Source organism: Phreatobacter aquaticus (assembly GCF_005160265.1).
In the GTDB taxonomy this organism is placed as follows: Bacteria; Pseudomonadota; Alphaproteobacteria; order Rhizobiales; family Phreatobacteraceae; genus Phreatobacter; species Phreatobacter aquaticus.
Genome location: NZ_CP039865.1, coordinates 2,348,674 through 2,369,607 on the forward strand (window position 1 = coordinate 2,348,674; position 20,934 = coordinate 2,369,607).

Annotated in this window: 18 protein-coding genes; 8 read left to right on the forward strand and 10 right to left on the reverse strand. The window is 66.7% G+C overall.

Annotation, left to right across the window (positions count from 1 at the left end):
* Positions 1-397 precede the first annotated feature (397 nt).
* Positions 398-2,026, forward strand: a complete 1,629-nt coding sequence (locus tag E8L99_RS11010; protein WP_168201642.1) for a glycosyltransferase family 39 protein — start codon at positions 398-400, stop codon at positions 2,024-2,026.
* A gap of 12 nt (positions 2,027-2,038) precedes the next feature.
* Here E8L99_RS11010 and E8L99_RS11015 read toward each other — a convergent pair whose 3' ends face one another.
* Positions 2,039-2,233 carry a carbonic anhydrase gene (locus E8L99_RS11015; protein WP_137099577.1) on the reverse strand — a complete coding sequence of 65 codons (195 nt, stop codon included), beginning with the start codon at positions 2,231-2,233 and terminating at the stop codon, positions 2,039-2,041.
* 70 nt (positions 2,234-2,303) lie between these two features.
* Between E8L99_RS11015 and E8L99_RS11020 the strand changes: the two genes are divergently transcribed.
* Positions 2,304-3,980, forward strand: coding sequence for a glycosyltransferase family 39 protein (locus tag E8L99_RS11020; RefSeq protein WP_168201643.1), 1,677 nt, complete (start codon positions 2,304-2,306; stop codon positions 3,978-3,980).
* 16 nt (positions 3,981-3,996) lie between these two features.
* Here the strand turns inward: E8L99_RS11020 and E8L99_RS11025 are convergent, their stop codons facing one another.
* From E8L99_RS11025 to zapE, 4 genes are all read right to left on the reverse strand, one after another.
* Positions 3,997-4,692: a carbonic anhydrase gene (locus E8L99_RS11025; protein ID WP_252511338.1), complete on the reverse strand. Its 696-nt coding sequence runs from the start codon at positions 4,690-4,692 to the stop codon at positions 3,997-3,999.
* Between the two features lie 200 nt (positions 4,693-4,892).
* Positions 4,893-5,474, reverse strand: a complete 582-nt coding sequence (locus tag E8L99_RS11030; RefSeq protein WP_168201644.1) for a TetR/AcrR family transcriptional regulator — start codon at positions 5,472-5,474, stop codon at positions 4,893-4,895.
* Positions 5,475-5,526: 52 nt separating this feature from the next.
* On the reverse strand, positions 5,527-6,252 hold the full coding sequence (locus E8L99_RS11035) for a DUF1003 domain-containing protein (RefSeq protein ID WP_168201645.1): 726 nt from the start codon (positions 6,250-6,252) through the stop codon (positions 5,527-5,529).
* A 29-nt stretch (positions 6,253-6,281) separates the two neighbouring features.
* On the reverse strand, positions 6,282-7,457 hold the full coding sequence (zapE, locus tag E8L99_RS11040; protein ID WP_137099582.1) for a cell division protein ZapE: 1,176 nt from the start codon (positions 7,455-7,457) through the stop codon (positions 6,282-6,284).
* 319 nt (positions 7,458-7,776) lie between these two features.
* Between zapE and sdhC the strand changes: the two genes are divergently transcribed.
* The 3 genes from sdhC (at position 7,777) to sdhA (ending at position 10,476) form a co-directional block, all read left to right on the forward strand.
* Positions 7,777-8,184, forward strand: coding sequence for a succinate dehydrogenase, cytochrome b556 subunit (gene sdhC / locus E8L99_RS11045; protein WP_137099583.1), 408 nt, complete (start codon positions 7,777-7,779; stop codon positions 8,182-8,184).
* Positions 8,185-8,197: 13 nt separating this feature from the next.
* Entirely contained in the window at positions 8,198-8,593 is a 396-nt protein-coding gene (gene sdhD, locus E8L99_RS11050; protein WP_210421803.1) for a succinate dehydrogenase, hydrophobic membrane anchor protein, read from the forward strand.
* Positions 8,594-8,655: 62 nt separating this feature from the next.
* Positions 8,656-10,476, forward strand: a complete 1,821-nt coding sequence (gene sdhA, locus E8L99_RS11055) for a succinate dehydrogenase flavoprotein subunit (RefSeq protein WP_137099584.1) — start codon at positions 8,656-8,658, stop codon at positions 10,474-10,476.
* Between the two features lie 320 nt (positions 10,477-10,796).
* On the opposite strand, the gene E8L99_RS11060 is transcribed toward sdhA, so the two are convergent.
* Positions 10,797-11,576 (reverse strand): glycosyltransferase family 25 protein, encoded by a 780-nt coding sequence (locus tag E8L99_RS11060; RefSeq protein ID WP_137099585.1) that lies wholly within the window; start codon positions 11,574-11,576, stop codon positions 10,797-10,799.
* A 214-nt stretch (positions 11,577-11,790) separates the two neighbouring features.
* Between E8L99_RS11060 and E8L99_RS11065 the strand changes: the two genes are divergently transcribed.
* A complete protein-coding gene (locus tag E8L99_RS11065; protein ID WP_168201646.1) occupies positions 11,791-13,491 on the forward strand; it encodes a carbamoyltransferase C-terminal domain-containing protein in 1,701 nt (566 codons plus the stop codon).
* 309 nt (positions 13,492-13,800) lie between these two features.
* Positions 13,801-14,367, forward strand: a complete 567-nt coding sequence (locus E8L99_RS11070) for a hypothetical protein (RefSeq protein ID WP_137099587.1) — start codon at positions 13,801-13,803, stop codon at positions 14,365-14,367.
* A gap of 243 nt (positions 14,368-14,610) precedes the next feature.
* On the opposite strand, the gene E8L99_RS11075 is transcribed toward E8L99_RS11070, so the two are convergent.
* From E8L99_RS11075 to E8L99_RS11085, 3 genes are all read right to left on the reverse strand, one after another.
* Complete coding sequence (locus E8L99_RS11075) at positions 14,611-15,588, reverse strand: tyrosine recombinase XerC (RefSeq protein ID WP_137099588.1); 978 nt, start codon at positions 15,586-15,588, stop codon at positions 14,611-14,613.
* A 331-nt stretch (positions 15,589-15,919) separates the two neighbouring features.
* Entirely contained in the window at positions 15,920-16,408 is a 489-nt protein-coding gene (gene bfr / locus E8L99_RS11080; RefSeq protein WP_137099589.1) for a bacterioferritin, read from the reverse strand.
* A 109-nt stretch (positions 16,409-16,517) separates the two neighbouring features.
* Entirely contained in the window at positions 16,518-16,769 is a 252-nt protein-coding gene (locus tag E8L99_RS11085; protein ID WP_137102079.1) for a (2Fe-2S)-binding protein, read from the reverse strand.
* Positions 16,770-17,011: 242 nt separating this feature from the next.
* On the opposite strand from E8L99_RS11085, the gene E8L99_RS11090 reads away from it, so the two are divergent.
* Complete coding sequence (locus E8L99_RS11090; RefSeq protein WP_137099590.1) at positions 17,012-19,189, forward strand: primosomal protein N'; 2,178 nt, start codon at positions 17,012-17,014, stop codon at positions 19,187-19,189.
* A gap of 227 nt (positions 19,190-19,416) precedes the next feature.
* Here E8L99_RS11090 and E8L99_RS11095 read toward each other — a convergent pair whose 3' ends face one another.
* Complete coding sequence (locus E8L99_RS11095; protein WP_137099591.1) at positions 19,417-20,868, reverse strand: C13 family peptidase; 1,452 nt, start codon at positions 20,866-20,868, stop codon at positions 19,417-19,419.
* Between the last annotated feature and the right edge of the window lie 66 nt (positions 20,869-20,934).

The window sequence follows — 20,934 nt, forward strand, 5'->3', positions numbered from 1 at the left end:
CCTTTGGCTTTTCCGGGCCTTTTTGCCATGTCTGCGGCCCCGTCGAAGCCAAGGCTGGGAACTATCGAAAAAATGTGTGAAAACAATATGATCATCGGTCGAGGCTCAGGCGCATTCTGTCGCCTGCTGGCTGGGCATAAGACGATCTGCCTAGACGCTCGGTGGCCGGCCGGCGGTGGCGGGCCAAAACAAATTACAAAAAATGTAAATTGTAAATGTCAGTAGCGGATACGAACCGCATCGTCTGGCTGAGGGGGCCGGACAGGCGTTGCCGGCCGACGCCCGGCTTGTCGCATAGGACAAATGTTGGCATGTATCAGACTGTAACTGGCCTGGAATCCCATACGCGCTCATGTCGTTGCCCGCCCCCCTACACACGAGCGCGGCTGCCGCAGGTGTGCGAAGCAGTCCTGACGTCATCTGTCTGCTGATCCTTGTCGGGTCCTGGCTTGCGGCCATCGCGGTTGTCGGACCGAGGGGAGACTTTCCCATCGTCGACGACTGGGCCTATGCGGTCACCGTCAAGGCGCTCGTCCAGGACCATCGGCTGGTCTTCTCCGAGTGGATCGCGACCAACAACCTGACCAGCGCCTTGTGGGGCAGCCTGTTCGCGCTGGTCTTCGGCTTTTCGTTCGAGACCCTGCGCCTGTCGACGCTCGTCGCCGGCTTCCTTGGCGGCGCGGCGCTCTACGGCTGGGTCAGGCAAGCCGGCTTCTCGCCAGCCAGCGCGCTGATGGCCGCCTTCTGCCTGATGTTCAATCCGATCTATTTCCAGCTGTCGTTCTCGTTCATGACCGATGTGCCGTTCACCGCGGCTCTGACCATCGCCCTGGCGCTGATCACGCGCGGTGTGCTGGCAGGACGCCCTGGCGCGACGGCCGGCGGCTGGGCGGCCGCGCTGTTCGCCCTGCTGATGCGGCAGGTCGGCATGGCGATTCCTCTCGCCCATGCGGCGGCGAACATCGTCACGCGCCGGCCCACCTGGCGCGGGATGGCCGTCGCGATCCTCCCGGTCGTCGCCTTTGTCGCCGTGCAGCGTGGCTATGCCCGCTTCCTCGCCGAGACGGGGCGGATGCCGGAACTGTACGGAATGCAGTCCGATGCCATGTGGAAGATGCTCGCCGGGCCGGTGGCCGAAAGCATCCCGGTCGCAGCGGTGTTCCTGCTGTATCTGCTGCTCTATCTCGGCCTGTTCCTGAGCCCGCTCGCGCCAGGTTTTGTCGGAGCGGCCTATCGAGACCTCGGTGCCCGGTGGCGTCCGCCCATTGTCCTCCTGGTCGTCGCCCTGACAGTCGCAACCACCGTCGCCTTGCTCGCGCTCGGGCATCCCATGCCGATCTGGCACGATGCACTCACCGTCGGCGGGCTCGGCGTCAGCGGCGACGGGCCCCCGGCCCCCGGGGTGATGTGGGTCATCGTCACCGTCGTGTCGGCGCTGTCCGGCTGGGCTCTCTTTGTCGCGCTCATCGCCCATGGCTTCGCCTGGCGGCGTTGGTCGCCCGGCATGCCCTGGCTCATGGTGTTTGCGGGCTGCACGGCGCTGATCATCGCAGCCCCGGTGGCGTTCATTTCGTTCCGTTTCGATCGCTATCTGGTGCCGATGATGCCCTGCCTCATCATGGTTGGTGTCATCGGGGCCTGCGCGGCGAGGCCCGATGACCAGCGCGGCAGCAGCCAGGCCGCCTTCGCGATCCTCATGGCCATGATGGCCGCCTTCTCCATCGCCGGCACCAAGGATTACATGGCGTCACGCGCAGTCCACGACGCAGCCGTCAGGAGCTTGCTCGATCAGGGAATACCGAGCGAGCGCATCGACGCGGGCTGGGTGTTCAACGGCTACCGGAATTTCGGCCGCTTCGGCACGGTCCGCGACATGTATTCGTGGCTTCTCACCCCGGACTATAGGGTCGCGTCTCGTCCGGCCCCCGGCTACGACATCATCGAAAGCCGGCCGGTCCAGCGCTGGCTGCCCTGGGCGATCGGAAGGACGCCGATCCTGGTCATGCGCCGGCAGGCGGCGCCTTAGACGCCGCCTTTGTCAGCCGAGGCAATCCACCTTGCCGCTGGCCAGATTGTCATAGGCGCCGACGATCTTCACCTTGCCGTTGCCTGCTAGGTCGGGGATCAGCGGTCCCGTCGCCCTCAGGCGCCGCACTTTGCGCAGGACCATTTCGCGCACCGACTGATCGACGAAATCGCCGCCCTTCGCCCACTCCGCGATGGCGGTCGGCACCCGGCTTGTCGCTTGGGATAAATGTTGGCATGTCTCGGCTTGTGACCGATCTGGGATCCCACACGCGCTCATGTCGTTGCCCGCCCCCCCACATACCAGCGCGGCCGCCGCGGATGTGCGAAGCAGTCCCGACATCATCTGCCTGCTGATCCTCGGTCTGTCCTGGCTCGCGGCCATCGCGGTTGTCGGGCCGCGAGGCGAGTTCCCGATCAATGACGACTGGGCCTATGCGGTCACCGTCAAGGCGCTCGTCCAGGACCATCGTCTGGTCTTCTCCGACTGGATCGCGGCCAACAACCTGACCAGCGCCCTGTGGGGCAGCCTGTTCGCACTGGTCTTCGGCTATTCGTTCGAGACCCTGCGTCTGTCGACACTGGTTGCGGGCCTCCTGGGCGGTGCCGCGCTCTATGGCTGGGCCAGGCAATCCGGCGCCTCGCCGGCCAGGTCCCTGATGGCCGCGTTCTGCCTGATGTTCAATCCGTTCTATGTCCAGCTGTCGTTCTCGTTCATGACCGATGTGCCGTTCACCGCGGCGCTGACCATCGCGATGGCGTTGATCACACGCGGAGCGCTCGGCGGACATGGTGGTGCGACGGCCGGCGGCTGGGCGGCCGCGCTGTTCGCCCTGCTGATGCGGCAGGTCGGCATGGCCATTCCTCTCGCCCATGCGGTGGCCAACATCGTCACGCGCCGGCCCACCTGGCGCTCGATGGCCTGGGCGGTCCTCCCGGTCATCGCCTTCGTCGCGGTGCAGCGTGGTTATGCCCGCTTCCTCGCGGAGACGGGGCGGATGCCGGAACTGTTCGGCACGAACTCCGAGTTGATGTTGCAGCGCCTGGCCGGTCCCTTGAGCGTGACAATTGAGGGCGCCGCGGCCTTTCTTCTCTACCTGCTGCTTTACCTTGGCCTGTTCCTTGGTCCGCTGACCGTCATGTTTGCAGCGCCGGCATTTCGCCGGCTTGGCCCGGCGATCAAACTGCGTCTGGGGGCGGTTCTTCTCGGTGCGACGCTTCTGGTGACGGTCACGATGCTGGCCCTGGGGCACCCGATGCCGGTCTGGAGCAATACGCTGACCGAAAGCGGCCTGGGTGTCGACGGCCATGGGCCGCGAGCCCCCTATCTGATGTGGGCGGCCCTGACCCTTGTCGGCTGTCTGTCCGGCTGGTCCCTTCTTGCCGCGCTCATCGTCCACTGCCTGCGTTGGCGGGAATGGCCCCCGGCCATGCGCTGGTCCATGCTGTTTGCGGGCAGTACCGCGCTGATCATTGCGGCGCCGATCGCCATCACCCCGCTGCGATTCGACCGCTATCTGCTGCCCATGTTGCCCTGCCTGATCATGCTTGCCGTCATGGGGGCGGGCGGGGGCGGGGAGCTCCGGCGCCCCGCGCGCGCTGGGGAGGTGGTGTTCTGGCTCGCAATGGCGCTAACCGCGGCCTTTTCGGTGCTCTCGACCCGGGATTACATGGCCTCCCGCAGGGTACACGATGCCGCTGTCAGTGCTCTCATCGACCAGGGAATTCCGAGCGAGCGCATCGATGCGGGCTGGGTGCTCAACGGCTATCGCAATTTCGGCCGCTTCGGCATCACCCGCGACCCGGAAACATGGCTCCTCACCCCGGACTATGTGGTCGCGTCTCGTCCGGCCCCCGGCTACGACATCATCGAAAGCCGGCCGGTCCAGCGCTGGCTGCCCTGGGCGGTGGGGCGGACGCCGATCCTCGTCATGCGGAAGCGGTCTGTTCCCTGACGAGGACCGGCTGATCTCAGACGATGAAGTCCACCTTGCCGCTGGCCAGATTGTAATAGGCGCCGACGATCTTCACCTTGCCGCTGCCGGACAGGTCCGAGATCAGCGGCCCGGTCGCCTTGAGGCGCCGCACCGTGCGCAGGACATTCTCGCGCACAGACTGGTCGACGAAATCGCCGCCCTTGGCGCGCGCCGCGATGGCGGCCGGCACGATCGGCTCGATCATCGGCCCGATGGCGCCGGGATAGGTGGCGTTCTTGGTCACCACATCGCAGGCGGCCGACACCGCGCCGCAGGCCTGGTGCCCCATCACCACGATCACCGGCGATTTCAGCACGGCCGCGCCATATTCCAGCGTGCCAAGCGCCGTGGTGTCCACCGTGTTGCCGGCATTGCGCACCACGAACAACTCGCCGAGGCTCAGGCCTCCGAAGATCAGTTCCGGCGGCACGCGGCTGTCGGCGCACGAGACGATCGTCGCCCAGGGCGCCTGGCCGCCAGCGACTTCCTCGCGGCGCTTGGTCATGTTGATCACGCAGGCCTCGGGGCTTGCGACATAGCGCCGGTTGCCGGCCTCAAGCTGCGCCAGAGCCTGATCGGGCGTCAGGCTGGTTCCCGGCCCGTCGGCGGCGCGTGCCTTGCCGGTGGTCATCATGCCGGAGGCGAGGGCCGCGCCGAAACCGGCCAGCCCCAGGGCGCCGCGGCGGGTCATTCGAGAGGTGTCACACTGGTCGCACATGGGGGGATCTCCGGCGTCTGGGCGTACGCGTATCCCTGTCGGGCCGCGAACCTTTGACAGCGGCCGGCGCATCATGCTCCGGCCGTTGACCTGCCGGACACTGCCTCAAACGCGATACCGGTATTACATGGTGCTAATGCGTATTCTCAGGGCGAGAAACGGTCCCTTCGTCATCACACCCCGCCGCTCACCAGCGTCCGGATGATGATCCGCGCCATGGTGCTGAGGCGGGTCTCCACCTGCTGGCGGGTGAGGTCGCGCGTCTCGATCACCAGCGCGGGGTGGATGAAGCGCTGCATGGCGTCGGCGATGAAGGCGACGGCGCGGGCCTCGTCGCGCAGGCGGAACGGGCCGGGCTCCAGCCCCTCGTCGACGATGGTCTCCAGGAAGGCCCTGAGCCTGGCGCGATGGACCATGATGGCATCGCGCCGTTCCGCCCAGAAATCGGCGAAGGCTCCGTAGATCGCGGGGTCGCGATCCAGCCCGTCGCGCTCCGCCTTGCCCCAGGTGACGAGAAAGCGCTCCAGCTTGTCGTCGGCCGGATCCGGCGCATTGGCGATGTCACCGAGTATCACCTCCACCGAGCGGGTCCAGGCGATCACCACCGCCTCGATCAACCCCGCCTTGGAGGGGAAGAAACGATAGACATTGGCGTGGCTCATGCCGGCCTCGCGGGCAACCGCCACCACTGTCACGCGTTCGGGGCCGAAGCGGCGCACATGATCGGCGGCAATCGCCACCAGACGCGCCTGCACGCGGTCTTCCGGGGGCTGCTGCCCTTCGCGCCTTGGCGCGGTGATCCGCGCGCTAGTCCGCCTTGCCACGGCGATCCCTCAGGTCCTGCAGCAATTCGATCTGCATCGTCTGCATTTCGGCGAGCCGCTCCCATTGCCGGCTCAGCAGATGGTCGATCTTCTCGTGGAGGTGCCGGATCTCCAGTTCCGCCTTCAGGTTGATCTGGAAGGCGTTCTCGGAGCGGCGGCGGTCCTTCGCCTCCTGACGCTTCTGGCTCATCATGATGATGGGCGCCTGAATGGCGGCAATGCACGACAGGATCAGGTTGAGCAGGATGAACGGATAGGGATCGAAGGCCCTGGCGACCATCAGCACATTGCCAGCCATCCAGATGGCCAGCAGCGCGAAGAACGCCATGATGAAGGTCCACGAACCGCCGAACTCGGCGACGCGGTCGGCCAGCCGTTCGCCGAAGGTCCGCTCGGTCTCGATCTGGTCCTCGACATTGGTCGCCAGGATGTCCTGGCTTCGCAGGCTGTCGACGACATCGCGCTCAAGCGCGGTGATCTCGCCACGTTCGGATTTCAGCAGGTCCTCGACATAGCGGCCACGATAATCGGCCACCGCCGCCCGGTCGACAAAGTCGCCGGACTGAATGGACGGCACGTCCTGGCGAATCCGTTGTGCAAGGCCCGCCCGCAGCGAGCCGAACCGCACGGCGTCCCCGGGTGCGATCGGGCTGCCGGTAATGGCGCAGGACCGGAGCTGGTCGCCGTCGCCCTCGTGCGAATGTGCCACAGGATCCTCCGCCGGGCCGCGGCCCGCCGTCACGTCTCGACGATGCCGCCGGTATCCCCGACATTGTGCGGACGGCGGGCATGCGGCAAGGCCAGATATTCCTCCGAGCGCATCTCGATCAGCCGCGACGCCGTGCGGGCGAACTCGAAGGCTTCCACGCCCTCGTCGTTGAGATAGATGCCCATCGGCTCGGCGCCGGCGCTCGCCACCAGCTTTACCTGGTTGTCGTAGAGCGCATCGATCAGCGTGATGAAGCGCTTGGCCTCATTGCGCCGGGCAAGCCCTCGCAGCACGGGAATGCCGTCGATCATCACCGTGTGGAACGTGTGCGCGATGGCGAGATAGTCGGAGGCGCCCAGCGGCTTTTCGCAGAGCTCGGAAAAGGTGAAGCGCGCGATGCCGTGTGATTGCCGGGGCACCGGCACATGCCGCCCTTTGACCGGCAGCTCGGCCGGCTCTCCACGCGCCCCGCCGGTGAGCCGTGACCAGGCCTCGTCCATGGAGCGGTCGGCCTCCGGCCCGAGCGGTGTCAGCCAGACAGGCCGCCCCGACAGCTTCTCCAGCCGGAAGTCCGTGCGTGATTCGAGTTTCACCACCGCCATGCGCTCCTGCATAAGCTTGATGAACGGCAGGAAGAGGGCACGGTTCAATCCGTCGCGATACAATTCGTCGGGCACCACGTTGGAGGTCGCGACCACCACCACGCCCTCCTCGAACAGCCGGCCGAACAGCCGGCCGAGAATCATCGCGTCGGCAATGTCGGTGACCGAGAACTCGTCGAAGCAGAGCAGCCAGGCCTCTTCCGCCAGATCGGCCGCCACCGGCGCGATCGGGTCGTCGCCCTTCACCTCGCCGGCCTTCAGCTTCTGCCGGTAGATGTGGATGCGCTCATGGACATCGGCCATGAACTCGTGGAAATGCGCCCGCCGCTTCCGCCTGACGGGGCTTGCCGCCATGAACAGGTCCATCAGCATGGTCTTGCCGCGGCCGACCTCGCCCCAGATGTAGAGCCCGCGAACCGGCTCGCGCTTCTCGCCGCGGGCAAACAGCCAGGACAACGCGCCGGATTTCCGGCGCGCCAGGCGATAGTCGCCGAGTTCGGCATTCAGCGCCGCGAGGCGCTTGGCGATCACCGCCTGCGCGGGATCGAACGAGATTTCGCCGGAATCGACCAGGGACTGGTAGCGGGAGAACGTGTCGGACATCGGGATCAGGACTTAGCCGGGTGGGCGAAGCGAGGCAATCCGGCGCGGGCGGGCGGCGGCTGGGCGAAAGCGTGGCAGGTTCGACAATAACCCCACCCCAACCCTCCCCGTGCCAACGGGGAGGGTTGGGGCGGGGCAAAGAGCGGCGACGTCGAAACAATCCCCATGTCACACACTCCCGCGTGCCCGCCGCGCATTTTGTCGTCTAGCTCCTTCGTCTCATTCCAGTCTACGTTGCGCCGGAGCGCCGGGTTTCGTAAACAGGCGCGTGATTTCCGGCGGCCGGTTCATCCGGCCTGTTCCGAGGACAAATTCGACGATGGCCGATTCCAAGCCGATGGTTGAGCGCCCGCTCTCCCCGCACCTGCAAATCTATCGCCCGATGCTGACGATGATGATGTCCATCGTGCATCGCGCCACGGGCATGGCGCTGTTCTTCGGCACCGTCCTGCTGGTCTGGTGGCTGATCGCCGCCGCCTCCGGGCCGACGGCCTATGCCAATTTCCAGTGGTATGCCGGCTCGTTCATCGGCCGCCTCGTGCTGCTCGGCTACACCTGGGCCCTGTTTCACCACATGCTCGGCGGCATCCGGCACTTCATCTGGGATACCGGCCGCGGCTTCGGTCCGGTCGAACGCGAATGGCTGGTGCGCGCCAATCTCATCGGTTCGGTTGTGCTGACGATCCTGACCTGGGTCGTTGCCTATGCCGTGCGCGGCGGCGTCTGAGGGAGCCGGCATCATGTCTCATTCGAAGTCATCCATGCGCACGCCGCTCGCCGAGGTTCGTGGCCTCGGCTCGGCCCGCTCCGGCACCCATCATTTCTGGATGCAGCGCGTCACGGCGATCGCCAACATCCCGCTGTCGCTGTTCGTCATCGGGCTGATTATTTCCACCGCCGGCTCGAACTATGCGGCGGTCAAGGCAACGCTCGGTTCGCCGCTCGTGGCGATTCCGCTGATCCTTTTCATCGGTTCCGCCATATACCACATGCGTCTCGGCATGCAGATGGTGATCGAGGACTATGTGCCGGCTGAAGGCCCGAAGGTGGCGCTGCTGCTCGTCAGCACCTTCTTCTCGGTCATCGTTGGCCTCGCCTCGGTCTTCGCCGTTCTGAAACTGTCCTTCGGCGTCTGACTTCGCTGAGACGTTCTGCCCCGGCCCGCCGGGACCCCCTTTCGATCCAGGAGCACCGCGCCATGGCTCAAGCGACCAATCCCGCCGTCAACGGCCGCGCCTATGACATCACCGACCACACCTATGACGTCGTCATCGTCGGCGCCGGTGGCGCGGGCCTGAGGGCGGTCGTCGGCTGCGCGCAGGCCGGCCTGCGCACCGCCTGCATCTCCAAGGTGTTCCCCACCCGCTCGCACACGGTCGCCGCCCAGGGCGGCGTCGCCGCCTCTCTCGGCAATATGGGCGAGGACCAGTGGCAGTGGCACATGTACGACACCGTCAAGGGTTCCGACTGGCTGGGTGACCAGGACGCGATCGAATATCTGGTGCGCAACGCGCCGGCCGCCGTCTACGAGCTCGAGCACTGGGGCGTGCCCTTCTCGCGCACCGAGAGCGGCAAGATCTATCAGCGCCCGTTCGGCGGCATGACCACCCATTTCGGTAAGGGCACGGCCCAGCGCACCTGCGCCGCCGCCGACCGCACCGGCCACGCCATGCTGCACACGCTCTATGGCCAGGCGCTGAAGAACAATGCCGAGTTCTTCATCGAGTATTTCGCCATCGACCTGATCATGGGCGAGGACGGCCGCTGCCTCGGCGTCGTCGCGCTGAAGATGGATGACGGCACGCTGCATCGCTTCCGCGGCCGCCAGACCATTCTGGCCACCGGCGGCTATGGCCGCGCCTATTTCTCGGCGACCTCCGCCCACACCTGCACCGGCGACGGCAATGCCATGGTGCTGCGCGCCGGCCTGCCGCTGCAGGACATGGAATTCGTGCAGTTCCACCCGACCGGCATCTACGGTTCGGGCTGCCTCATCACCGAGGGTTCACGCGGCGAGGGCGGCTATCTCACCAATTCCGAGGGCGAGCGCTTCATGGAGCGCTATGCCCCCTCGGCCAAGGACCTTGCCTCCCGTGACGTCGTCTCGCGCTCCATGACCATGGAGATCCGCGAGGGCCGCGGTGTCGGCAAGAACAAGGATCACATCTTCCTGCACCTCGATCATCTCGATCCGAAGATCCTCGCCGAGCGCCTGCCGGGCATTTCGGAGAGCGCCAAGATCTTCGCCGGCGTCGATGTCACCAAGGAGCCGATCCCGGTCATTCCGACCGTCCACTACAACATGGGCGGCATCCCCACGAACTTCCACGGCGAGGTTCTGACCAAGAAGAACGGCGATCCCGACGCCATCGTCCCCGGCCTGATGGCCATCGGCGAGGCCGCCTGCGTCTCGGTCCATGGCGCGAACCGCCTCGGCTCGAACTCGCTGATCGATCTCGTGGTGTTCGGCCGCGCCGCGGGCCTGCGCGCCGCCGAGACCGTCACCCCCGGCGAGAAGCACCAGGACCTGCCGAAGGATGCCGGCGAGCTCGCGCTCTCCCGCCTCGACAAGTTCCGCCATGCCTCCGGCGGCACGCCGACCGCGCAGCTGCGCGCCCGCATGCAGGGCGTGATGCAGTCCAACTGCGCCGTGTTCCGCACCGGCGAGGTGCTGACCGAGGGCCAGAAGCTGATCCACGAGGTCTGGCAGGGGTCGAACGACGTCAAGACCACCGACCGCTCGCTGATCTGGAACTCGGACCTGATCGAGACACTGGAATTCGACAACCTGATCTCGCAGGCGGTCGTCACCATGGACTCCGCTGCCAACCGCCAGGAAAGCCGCGGCGCCCATGCCCGCGAGGACTTTGCGGACCGCAACGACAAGGACTGGATGAAGCACACGCTGGCCTTTGCCGACGACCAGAAGAAGCAGGTCTCGATCGACTACCGCCCGGTTCACACCTACACGATGACCAACGACATCCAGTACATCGAGCCCAAGGCCCGCGTGTACTGAGCGGTCCGGCCCGTCTCATATTGATCCGAACGCGCGGCCCTCGGGTCGCGCGTTCTGCTTTTGGGGGCAGGGCAGCGTCCTGTGGTGCTCCCTGTCGGCCAGCGCAGTCTTCCCCTCGCCCCCACGGGGAGAGGTCGACCTGGGCGAAGCCGAGGTCGGGTGAGGGGGACAGTCCTCACCGGATAGAGCTCGCCCCCCTCTCCCGGACGCTGTCGCGTCCGACCTCTCCCCAACGGGGCGAGGTGAGGTACCGCGCCATCGGGGATGGCGATCGGTGACGGATGGTAGAGGCAGCAGCGACGACCGCTCGTGTCCTGCCCTCACGCCCGTTCCAGCGACCCCAGCCCCAAGGCTCCGGATGCCGGGCCGCGCCGCGCATGCCATTCGGCGCGCAGGCGCAGGCTTGTCTTGTAGAGAGGGCGCACCGCCGTCCGCCTGATCCGCTCCAGCGCCGGCATGGTCCGGCTGATCGTCGACCCGCCAAGCGAGGCGCCGCCATTGGCGACCACCGGCCGCACCAGGTGATGGATCGGCACGCCAGTCGCCCAGGTGAGCTGGATGAAGCTGTCGACGGGGCGGTCGAAGCACTCGCTGGCGGCGATGAGCCGCGAGGCCGCAGCCCTTGTCACGATCTGGCCGACCATCTCGACCTGCGGCAAGGTCCGGCATCCGATGAAGTCCGTGTCCGGCGATCGTTCGGGTGACCGGTGGCTGTGCAACTGAACGAAGGCCCACTGCTCCCGCTCGGCGGCCAGCCGGTCCAGCGCGGGGAGGAAACGCGGTCCCAGCACGGCGTCGTCTTCCAGGATCAGCGCCTGGTCGTGGCCGGAGGCGACCAGCGCCTGCCAGGCTGCGCGGTGACTGAGGAAACAGCCGATCTCGGCCGCGCCGAGGGCGAACGGGTAACGGGGCCTGAAGAGATCGGGCTGGTGGGCTGCCCGTTGATCCGGCGTCAGGCCCAGGCCGTCCACGGCATCGATCAGGTGACCGGTCATGGGCAGGCTGTCGATCAGGCGGCGTGCATGAATGCGCCGGGCGGTTGCCCGTGGCAGGCTGATGACCAGCGCCAGGGTCCGTTCGGTCCATGTCCGCTTTGGCATCGCAATCCTCGCAACTCGGGGGAGGCGGCAAAGGCCCGCCAGTCGCGGCGTGACATGCCGGCGACCGATCCCGAGTTGGCGGTGGGGTGGGTGCGAAAATGTGGAGCAATCCGGTACAGTGACCGGGAATCTTCGCCTGATCTGTAACGCTTGATTGCGGCTCCGTATCCAAGCGTTTAATCACGGGCGCGCCGTCACCAGAGAGCCTGACCCTGTGATCATTCTCGGTTTCTACCAGTCCCATGATGCCTGCGCGGCGCTCTATGACGATTATCGCTGCCTCGCCTCGGTGGCGCTGGAGCGCGTCACCCGCATCAAGACCGATGGCTATCGCTTTCCGTCCGAGGCTGTCGCCGAGTGCCTTGCGAGCGCAGGGCTGACGCCTGGCGATATCGGCGCGGTCTGCTATCCCCGCATGCGCTATCCGGCAGACGACATCCAGAACGGGTTCCACCGGTTCGGTGGCCTGTTCGGGGCGCACAAGGTCGACCCGATCGCGCATCTGCGCTCGGGCCGGGCCAAGGACCTGGCCGAGGTCGTGGATGTCAGCGCCTTCGCGGCCCGCCACGGCTGGCCGGCGGGTGCTGAGACTTTCTTCTACAACCACCACAAGGCCCACGCGCTGGCGACGCTCGCCCACATGCCAGCCGACGAGGTGCTGCTCTACACGGCCGATGGCGGCGGCGATGACGTGTTCTATTCGGCGCGGCTCCTGAAGGATGGCCAACTCACCGACCTCTTCGGCGGCGAGGCCGACACATTGGCCCGCACCGTGCCGCAGCGCCCGGGCGATTCGCTCGGCAAGCTCTACGCCTATGTGACCGAGGCGCTCGGCTTCCGCTCGCTCCGCCACGAGGGCAAGGTGCTGGGGCTCGCGGCCTTCGGCAAGCCGGTCCATGCGGAGCGCATGACCGCGCTCTATCAGGTGTCCGATGATGGCCAGATCCATTGCGCCATGCCGCGCTGGCGCGTGCGCATGCTGGTCAATTCACTGGCCAAGAAATGCTCGCGCGAGGACATGGCAGCTTCCGTCCAGCAGACGCTGGAAAACGTCATTCTTGCAGCCCTCGCCAAACTGCTCCGCCGCGCGCCGGTCCGCCATCTCGGCCTTTCCGGCGGCGTCTTCGCCAATGTGAAGCTCACCCAGCGCATCGCCGAGCGCTTCGATCTCGACGAGATCTTCGTCTATCCCGCCATGTCCGACCAGGGCGAGGCCGATGGTGGCGTGCTGGAATTCCTGTTGAAGCGCGACGGTCTTGCGAGCTGGCTCGGCCATCGCGAGAAGCTCGGCAATGTCTATCGCGGCCGCGACTATACCGGCGATGTCGACCGCGTCTTTGCAGCGGGTGGCGCGGTGAAACGCCCCGCCGCCGACCCGATCGACGAAGCGGCGACCATCATTGCGGCCGGCGGCATTGTCGGCACCTATCTCGGCCGCATGGAATATGGCCCGCGCGCGCTCGGCGCCCGCTCCATCATTGCGGCCGCCACCGACCGCTCGATCAATGACTGGCTGAACAAGCGGCTCGACCGCACCGACTTCATGCCCTTCGCCCCGGTCGTGCGCGCCGAGAAGGCGAAGGACCTGTTCCTGCTGCCGGACGAGCTCGCCTACACCGCCAATTTCATGACGGTCACCTGCGACGTGAAGCCGGAATGGCGCGAGAAGATCCCGGCCTGCGTCCATGTCGACGGCACGGCGCGGCCGCAGCTGATCCACCGCGAGCAGAACCCGGTCTATTACGACGTTCTGGCGGCCTATGAGCAGAAGACCGGCATTCCCGCCCTGATCAACACCTCGTTCAACGTCCACGAGGAGCCGATCATCAACAAGCCCGAGGAAGCGCTGCGCGCGCTGAAGGAGGGCCGGGTGGATCACCTGTTGTCGGAGAATGCAGTCTGGTCTCTGGGGTGAGGGCGCTCACGTCCCGCAGAAGCGCTGGTTGATTGAAGACGTCCTTCGAGGCTCGCTGACGCTCGTACCTCAGGATGTGGGTGGAGACGGTGTGCCGGAAGGCGGCCTGCCCGCCAGCGGAATCCAACCTGTCCTCATCCTGAGGTGCGAGCGTTAGCGAGCCTCGAAGGACCTCTTGTTGTCGGAGCTCAGACCGCCGGAAATCGCGGCACCTCCGTCACCCCCGAAACATTCGCCCTCGCTTCCGCGCCGTCGTCCAGACACAATGAACTGGCGAAATCGCTCATGTTCACTGCCCATGGAGCGCCGATGCGCCGCTATCTGCTTCGCCCGCTGATCGTCGTCGCGGCGATCATCATCCTGATCGAGACTTGGATCTGGGACCATCTTGGTCCCTGGGTGCGCCGCTTCGTCGAGATCCTGCCGTTCAAGGCACTGAAACAGGCGATCCATGATGGCATCGAGCGGCTGCCGCCCTATGCGACGCTGGCCGTCTTCGCCATTCCGGTCGCCGTCCTGTTCCCGTTCAAGCTCGCGGCGCTGGCGCTGATCGCCAGCGGCCACCTCATTCTCGGCGCCCTGATCTTCTGCGCCGCCAAGGTAGTGGGCGTCGGCGTTGCCGCCTTCCTGTTCGAGGCTTGCAAGCCGAAGCTCCTGCAGATCCCGCTCTTCGTGCGGCTCTACGACATGTGGAACCGCTGGGTGGTCTGGGCGCACCACTATATCGACCCGGTCAAGAAGCGGATCGCCGGCTATACCCGCCTCGTGCGCGGCGGCCGCTCGGGCCGCTCCTTTCGCCTGCTCATGCGCTTCCGCCGCGTGCACCGCGAGCGCCGGGCGATGATGGCGCGGACCGCTGCAACGGGGAATGCGTAGCGGGCAAAGGGGCCTTCGAGTGTTAGTCCGGGCTGAGACCTTCACCTCTCCCCGACGGGGAGAGGTCGGCGCCCGTTAGGGCGACGGGAGAGGGGGCGAGCTGCTGTTCGGTGAGAGTGATCCCCCTCTCCCGCCCTCGGCTTCGCCTCGGTCGACCTCTCCCCGTCGGGGCGAGGTGAAGGGTGCGCGGGCTGACATGTCTCCCTCCAGGGGAGGGTGCAACGGCGCTCCGCCTGAGGCCCATCACGCCCGGGGATGCGCGCTCTCGTAGACCTTCATCAGTGCTGCCGTATCGACCGCCGTATAGACCTGCGTCGTCGAGAGTGACGCATGGCCCAGGAGTTCCTGGATCGACCGCAGATCGCCGCCGCGCCCCAACAGATGGGTGGCGAAGGAATGGCGCAGCGCATGCGGCGTGGCGCTTGCCGGTAGCCCCAGCGCGCCCCGCAGCCGTTCCATGGCGAGCTGAATGATGCGCGGCGAGAGCTGCCCGCCCTTGACGCCGACGAACAGCGGATCGTCCGGCCCGAGGCTCCACGGGCAGAGCTTGCGGTAGTCGTCGATCGCGGTCGCGACCTTGGCAATCACCGGCACCTGCCGGGTCTTCTGGCCCTTGCCGAGGACGGTCAGCTGCCCCTGCTCGCCTGGCTTCGGCGCGTCCTTCTGTCTGAGCCCAAGCGCCTCCGAAATGCGCAGGCCCGAGCCATAGAGCAGGGCCAGCACGGCGGAGTCGCGGGCAATCACCCAGGGGGCCGTATCCTCGTGGTCGCGCGCTTCTGCAGACACCACCTGACGGGCTGCGCCGATGGCCAGCGGGCGGGGCAGGCGGGTGCCCGCCTTCGGCGTGCGCACGGCGGCAAAGGCGGCCATGCGGCCCTCGCCCTCGCGTTCCAGAAAGCGGGAGAAGGAGCGCACCGCCGCCAGCGCCCGGCCGATCGAGCGGGCTTCCAGCCCATCGGCGCGGCGGCGGGCCAGAAAGGCACGGACATCGCGCGGGTGCAGCCCGGCCATGGCGGCCAGCGAGACATTCTCGCCGAGATGGCTGGCGAGAAAGCCGAGAAAGACCCGGACATCGCGGCCATAGGCCTCCAGCGTCTTGGGCGATAGCCGCTTCTCGGTGCCGAGATAGCGCAGCCAGCGGCCGACGGCTGCCACCATGTCGGCGGCGGCGCCGGGCATCAGGAGATCGGCGGGGGCGGAGAAATCGGCAGGGCTGGCCATGAGGGGATCATGGCAGGGGAGAGTTCACGGGCGGTGAATGGGGGAGGGGCGAGGCAGGGGCGAGGCAGGGGTGCCCAACGAATGATTGTACTTCCCGCAGGCGGAGACGTCCCCTCTCCCCGCATGCGGGGAGAGGGTTAGGGTGAGGGGCCGTTCGGAGACTAGGGGATTGATCGGCGACGAGGGGCGACGTGCCGGCGAGCGGCTGCATTCAGCGTGGCCCCTCACCCGCCCTCGGCCTTGCCTCGGGCGACCTCTCCCCGCAGGCGGGGAGAGGTAAGGGTATGCGCTGTCGGAAAACCGATACGCGACGAACGCGCTGTCCCCGCCCTCAGTGCTCGTCGCCGCCGAGCTTGCCCATATGCTTCTGCGCATAGAGCTGCTCGCCGACCTGGGCCATCAGCTCAAGCTGGGTCTCGAGGAAGTCGATATGGCCTTCCTCATCGGTCATCAGCGCGATGAACAGGTCGCGCGAGGGATAGTCCTTCACCGTCTCGCAATAGGCCGCCGCCTCCTGGTAGAGCGCACGAGCACCGATCTCGGCATTCAGGTCGGCCTGGATGACCTCCTTCACCGTCTGGCCGATCTGCAGCGGATCGAGCACCTGCAGGTTCGGATGGCCTTCCAGGAACAGGATCCGGTCGATGAACTTGTCGGCGTGCTCCATCTCCTCGATGGATTCCTTGCGCCAGAACTTGGCGAGGTCCTTGAAGCCCCAATTGTCCAGCATGCGGAAATGCAGCCAGTACTGGCTGACCGCGGTCAGCTCGCTGCGAAGGCCCTTGTTCAGGTACTCGATGACCTTCTTGTCGCCCTTCATCGCTGGCCTCCATGTCTGACAATGGCCGGCATCCTGGCCGGCAGGGGAAGCCAGATTCCAACCATTCCAGACAGGAAAAGGCAAGGCGGCAGCAGCCGGTCGTCAGGCCTTATTCGGCGGCGATCAGCACCGGCTCGCCGTGCGCATGGCCGGCGCATTCGCCGACCGGGCAGGCGGCGCAACCCTGTGACACGCCGGCTTCGCGCAGGATGGCGCGGATGGTACGGGCGCAACGGCCGCAATTCGGGCTGCACCCCAGGCAGGCATAGACCTCGCCGACGGCGCGCGGGCAGTCCGGCCCATCGCCCAGGCAGGCGCGGATGTCGTGGTCACTCAGCACATTGCAATGACAGACGATCACCGGATGTCTCCGCCCCAACCGCTGGACTGCATGGAACAGATCCGATCGAGCCATCTTGATGTAGAACAAAAGATACGTGATTTCAATGGGTTGAGGCAATATTGGAGCCATTCCAGAGATGTGCCTAAGTGTCAGCGCGGCTGGCGCAATTCGCAGTTTGCAGAATGATTCCAGTCTGCGCGGGTCCCATCCCCCGCGCTCCGCAATTCCCTTCGCGGGCCTCCCGTGCTTTGTCTGCCGGAATGACAGCGCCGCGCTACGCCGATGTCCTGATTCCCGTCGCGATCGACCGCCCCTACAGCTACCGCGTGCCGGCGGAGCTGGAACTGGGGCCGGGCGATGTCGTCTCCGTGCCGCTCGGCAACCGCACGGCGCTCGGCGTCGTCTGGCAGCTGCGCGACGATCCCGGCGGCGTCTCGCACAACCGCCTGAAGGACGTGCTGGCCCGCTACGAGGTGCCGGCGGTGCCGGCCGCCATCCGCCGTCTGGTCGACTGGATCGCCGACTACACGCTCTCGCCGCGCGGCATGGTGCTGCGCATGGCGGTGCGCGATCCCGACCATCTGGCGCCGCCCCGCCCGCGCATCGGCGTGCGGCTCACCGGCCAGCCGCCATCGCGGCCGACATCGGCGCGTACCAAGCTGATGGCGCTGATGGCCGATGGTCTGGCGCGTGCCAAGGGCGAGGCTGCCAAAGAAGCCGGTGTCTCCATCGGCGTGGTCGACGGGCTCATCGATGATGGCGCACTGGAGGCGATCACCCTGCCGCCGGAATCGGTGGCGGAGACGCTCGATCCCGATCACGCCCGGCCCGCCCTCAATCCCGCACAGCACGAGGCGGCACAGGTGCTGGCCGATGGCGTCGCCGCCCGCGCCTTCCAGGTCTATCTGGTCGATGGCGTCACCGGCTCGGGCAAGACCGAGGTCTATTTCGAGGCCGTCGCCGAGGCCATCCGCCAGGGCCGCCAGACGCTGATCCTGGTGCCGGAAATCGCGCTGACCACCCAGTTCCTCGACCGCTTCGCCGAGCGCTTCGGCCATCGCCCCGCCGCCTGGCATTCCGGCGTCGGACAGGCGCGGCGCGGCCGGGTCTGGACGGGTGTTGCCGCCGGCGAAGTGCCGGTGGTGATCGGCGCGCGCTCGGCGCTGTTCCTGCCGTTCCAGGATCTCGGCCTCATCATCGTCGATGAGGAGCACGAGGGCGCCTACAAGCAGGACGATGGCGTCCATTATCACGCCCGCGACATGGCGGTGGTGCGCGGCCGGATGGAGGCGATCCCGGTCGTTCTCGCCTCCGCCACGCCCTCGCTCGAATCCCGCGTCAATGCCGACAAGGGGCGCTACCGCCGCCTCATCCTGCCCGAGCGCTTCGGCGGCCGCGAGATGCCGGCCATTTCCACCGTCGACATGAAGGTGCAGGGCCCGCCGCGCGGCCGCTGGATCTCACCGGCGCTCGAACTCGCCATGCGCCGCACGCTGGAGGAGAAGGAGCAGTCGCTCATCTTCCTGAACCGGCGCGGCTACGCACCGCTCACGCTCTGCCGCACCTGCGGCGAACGCATCCAGTGCCCGAACTGCTCGGCCTGGCTGGTCGATCACCGCTTCCGGCGCCGGCTCGTCTGCCACCATTGCGGCTTCTCCATGCCGCCCCTCGAACATTGCCCGAAATGCGATGCGGTCGATAGTTTCGTCGCCTGCGGCCCGGGCGTCGAGCGCATGGCGGAGGAATGCGCGACGCTGTTCCCCGAGGCGCGGCTGCTGGTTCTCTCCTCCGACATGGCCGGCGGCATCGAACGCATCCGCCAGGAGATCGAGGCCGTCGCCAAAGGCGAGGCCGACATCGTCATCGGCACCCAGCTCATCGCCAAGGGCCACAATTTCCCGCATCTGGCTTTGGTTGGCGTGGTCGATGCCGATCTCGGCCTGCAGAACGGCGATCCCAGAGCCGGCGAGCGCACGTTCCAGCTGCTCCAGCAGGTGGTCGGCCGCGCGGGCCGCGCCAAGGACGGCTCGCGCGCGCTGATCCAGACGCACAGGCCCGACCATCCGATCATCGATGCCATCGTGAAGGGCGACCGCGAGGCCTTCTACGAGGCCGAGATCGCCATGCGCGAGGAGGCGCAATTGCCGCCGCATGGGCGTCTCGCAGCGCTTGTCGTCTCGGCCGAGGCGCAATCCGACGCCATGGCCTATGCCCGCATGCTGGTGCGCTCGTCGCCGGCCTCGAAGGATGTGAAGGTCCTGGGCCCGGCGGAAGCGCCGCTGGCGCTGGTGCGCGGCCGCCACCGCATGCGCATTCTCGCGCGCTCGCCCCGCGCCTTCGATCTGTCGGGCTGGCTGCGCGACTGGCTGTCGAAGGTCGAGGCGCCGAGAGGGAACGTACGGCTGGAGATCGACGTCGATCCGCAGAGTTTTCTTTAGAGGGCAGGGCGGGATGAGAGGCAACGGTCGGTGGGGAGATCGGGCCCCTCACCCTAACCCTCTCCCCGCAGGCGGGGAGAGGGGATGTCTCCGCTTCCAGCGCATTCGCCTGCGCACATGATCTGGTGTCGAGAGCAGCGCGCCGGCTGAGCCGGGCGGCCTCTGTTCCCTCTCCCCGCCTGCGGGGAGAGGGCTAGGGTGAGGGGCGAGCCACGGCGCTCGCCAAGCTACTGGCTCACGTTTGCGCCGATCCGGTTGCTGGCGACAAGCCGGACCCATTCGTCATCCGTCCCGATCACCGCGCCGAGCCGGGTGCGCAGTCGGCTTCCCACATGGATCTGCGGCTGTGATGGAGTGAGCTTCTGCTCCGCCTCCCATTCGCCGACCAGCCTGCGCGCCACGGTGAAAGCGCCGATCAGGCTGTCGCTCTGCCGCAAGCCATTCTCCAGCAAGGCCTCGCCGAAATAGGTCAGGCTGCGCGTGTCGGAGCAACCGAACGAGTTCCGTTCGGCCGATGACGCCGTCATGATCATCGTGTTTTCATCGGCGAGCACCGGCACGAACGTGCCCGAATAGCAGGATGACACGATGAGGATGCGGTTGCGGATGCCGGCCTCGTCGAGGGCTGTCTTGAGGCTTTCGGGCGACAGCGTCTCATAGACCAGCGCGCCGAACTCCAGCGCGAAGCCGTCGCGATTGCCATGGGATGTCATGGCGAGGACCAGCACGTCCCGTTCGGTATCCATGCGGCGGGCAATGCCTTGCAGCGCCTGAGCGAGATTCTGGATGCTGGCAATGGGCCGGCTTGCGCTCGTGCCGGGATTGTTGATCAGGGTCATGGTGCGCCCCGTCGCCCGCAGCCTGACGGCCAGAGCGGCAACCGCCTGCTCGGCCTCGTTGAGGAAGACATTCTGTCTAGCCCATCCGGCAATCCCCAGCACGAAGACATTGGGGGCCGATGGGTCGACGGGCGCCAGGCCATCGAGCGCTGCGGTCATCAGCGCGGGCTGGGCAAGCTTCGCCTGCGCCTGCCGGCGCATATAGTCCCGCCTCTGCTCCGCCATGGCCTCGGTCTGCTGCGGCTGTGACAGACGGCTGGCAAACTCCCAGACATTGGCAGTCGAACGGTCGAAATCGCTGCCCACAAAGGCTGGCGAATAAGGGAAGGCCAGGGCCGCGGCCAGACTGGCGACGCTCAGCCCGAGCGCGCGGAGCGTCGGTCGCCGCGAGCCTGCGCCATGCAGGAAGATGCGGCGCGTCGCGACGAAGGCAAGTGTCAGCAGGCCAAGCGCGGCGGCAGCGCTGGCGATCAGGCCGGCGATCGCGGGCCAGCCGGGCAGCCCAAGCAGGGGCAGCGCGAGCAGAACCACCAGCGTCGCTGCTACCGTCTGGGCGAGCAGCACGATGAGCAGATGCCAGGTTACGCGCGCCGTCGGATCCCGTCCGGCAAAGGCCAGGGTGATGGCGACCAGCACGGCCACCCAGGCGATCAGGGCGTTCAGGCCATACATGTCCCAGGTGCCATCGGCACCAGATGTTGCCCAGTCGATGAGAAGAAGGCAGGCGATCATTGTGCATGTGACGGCCACCAGGCGAAACGGCGAGCGCCGGGCGGGCGGTAGAAGCGTCTTGGCGGTAACGAGGCGATATCCTGCCGCGATGGTCTGTCCAATACCCATGTCGCGCGCTCCCTTGCTGTCAGCTACGCACCATCGTCATGGGTATGCGTAAATAAAAAACAGCAA

What these genes read in the sequence shown, in the direction of transcription:
- E8L99_RS11020 (WP_168201643.1), top strand. Translation starts at nt 2,304, where the DNA reads ATGTCGTTGCCCGCCCCCCCACATACCAGCGCGGCCGCCGCGGATGTG.
- E8L99_RS11025 (WP_252511338.1), bottom strand. Translation starts at nt 4,692, where the DNA reads ATGACCCGCCGCGGCGCCCTGGGGCTGGCCGGTTTCGGCGCGGCCCTC.
- zapE (WP_137099582.1), bottom strand. Translation starts at nt 7,457, where the DNA reads ATGTCCGACACGTTCTCCCGCTACCAGTCCCTGGTCGATTCCGGCGAA.
- sdhC (WP_137099583.1), top strand. Translation starts at nt 7,777, where the DNA reads ATGGCCGATTCCAAGCCGATGGTTGAGCGCCCGCTCTCCCCGCACCTG.
- sdhD (WP_210421803.1), top strand. Translation starts at nt 8,198, where the DNA reads ATGTCTCATTCGAAGTCATCCATGCGCACGCCGCTCGCCGAGGTTCGT.
- sdhA (WP_137099584.1), top strand. Translation starts at nt 8,656, where the DNA reads ATGGCTCAAGCGACCAATCCCGCCGTCAACGGCCGCGCCTATGACATC.
- E8L99_RS11060 (WP_137099585.1), bottom strand. Translation starts at nt 11,576, where the DNA reads ATGCCAAAGCGGACATGGACCGAACGGACCCTGGCGCTGGTCATCAGC.
- E8L99_RS11070 (WP_137099587.1), top strand. Translation starts at nt 13,801, where the DNA reads ATGCGCCGCTATCTGCTTCGCCCGCTGATCGTCGTCGCGGCGATCATC.
- E8L99_RS11075 (WP_137099588.1), bottom strand. Translation starts at nt 15,588, where the DNA reads ATGGCCAGCCCTGCCGATTTCTCCGCCCCCGCCGATCTCCTGATGCCC.
- bfr (WP_137099589.1), bottom strand. Translation starts at nt 16,408, where the DNA reads ATGAAGGGCGACAAGAAGGTCATCGAGTACCTGAACAAGGGCCTTCGC.
- E8L99_RS11090 (WP_137099590.1), top strand. Translation starts at nt 17,012, where the DNA reads ATGACAGCGCCGCGCTACGCCGATGTCCTGATTCCCGTCGCGATCGAC.
- E8L99_RS11095 (WP_137099591.1), bottom strand. Translation starts at nt 20,868, where the DNA reads ATGGGTATTGGACAGACCATCGCGGCAGGATATCGCCTCGTTACCGCC.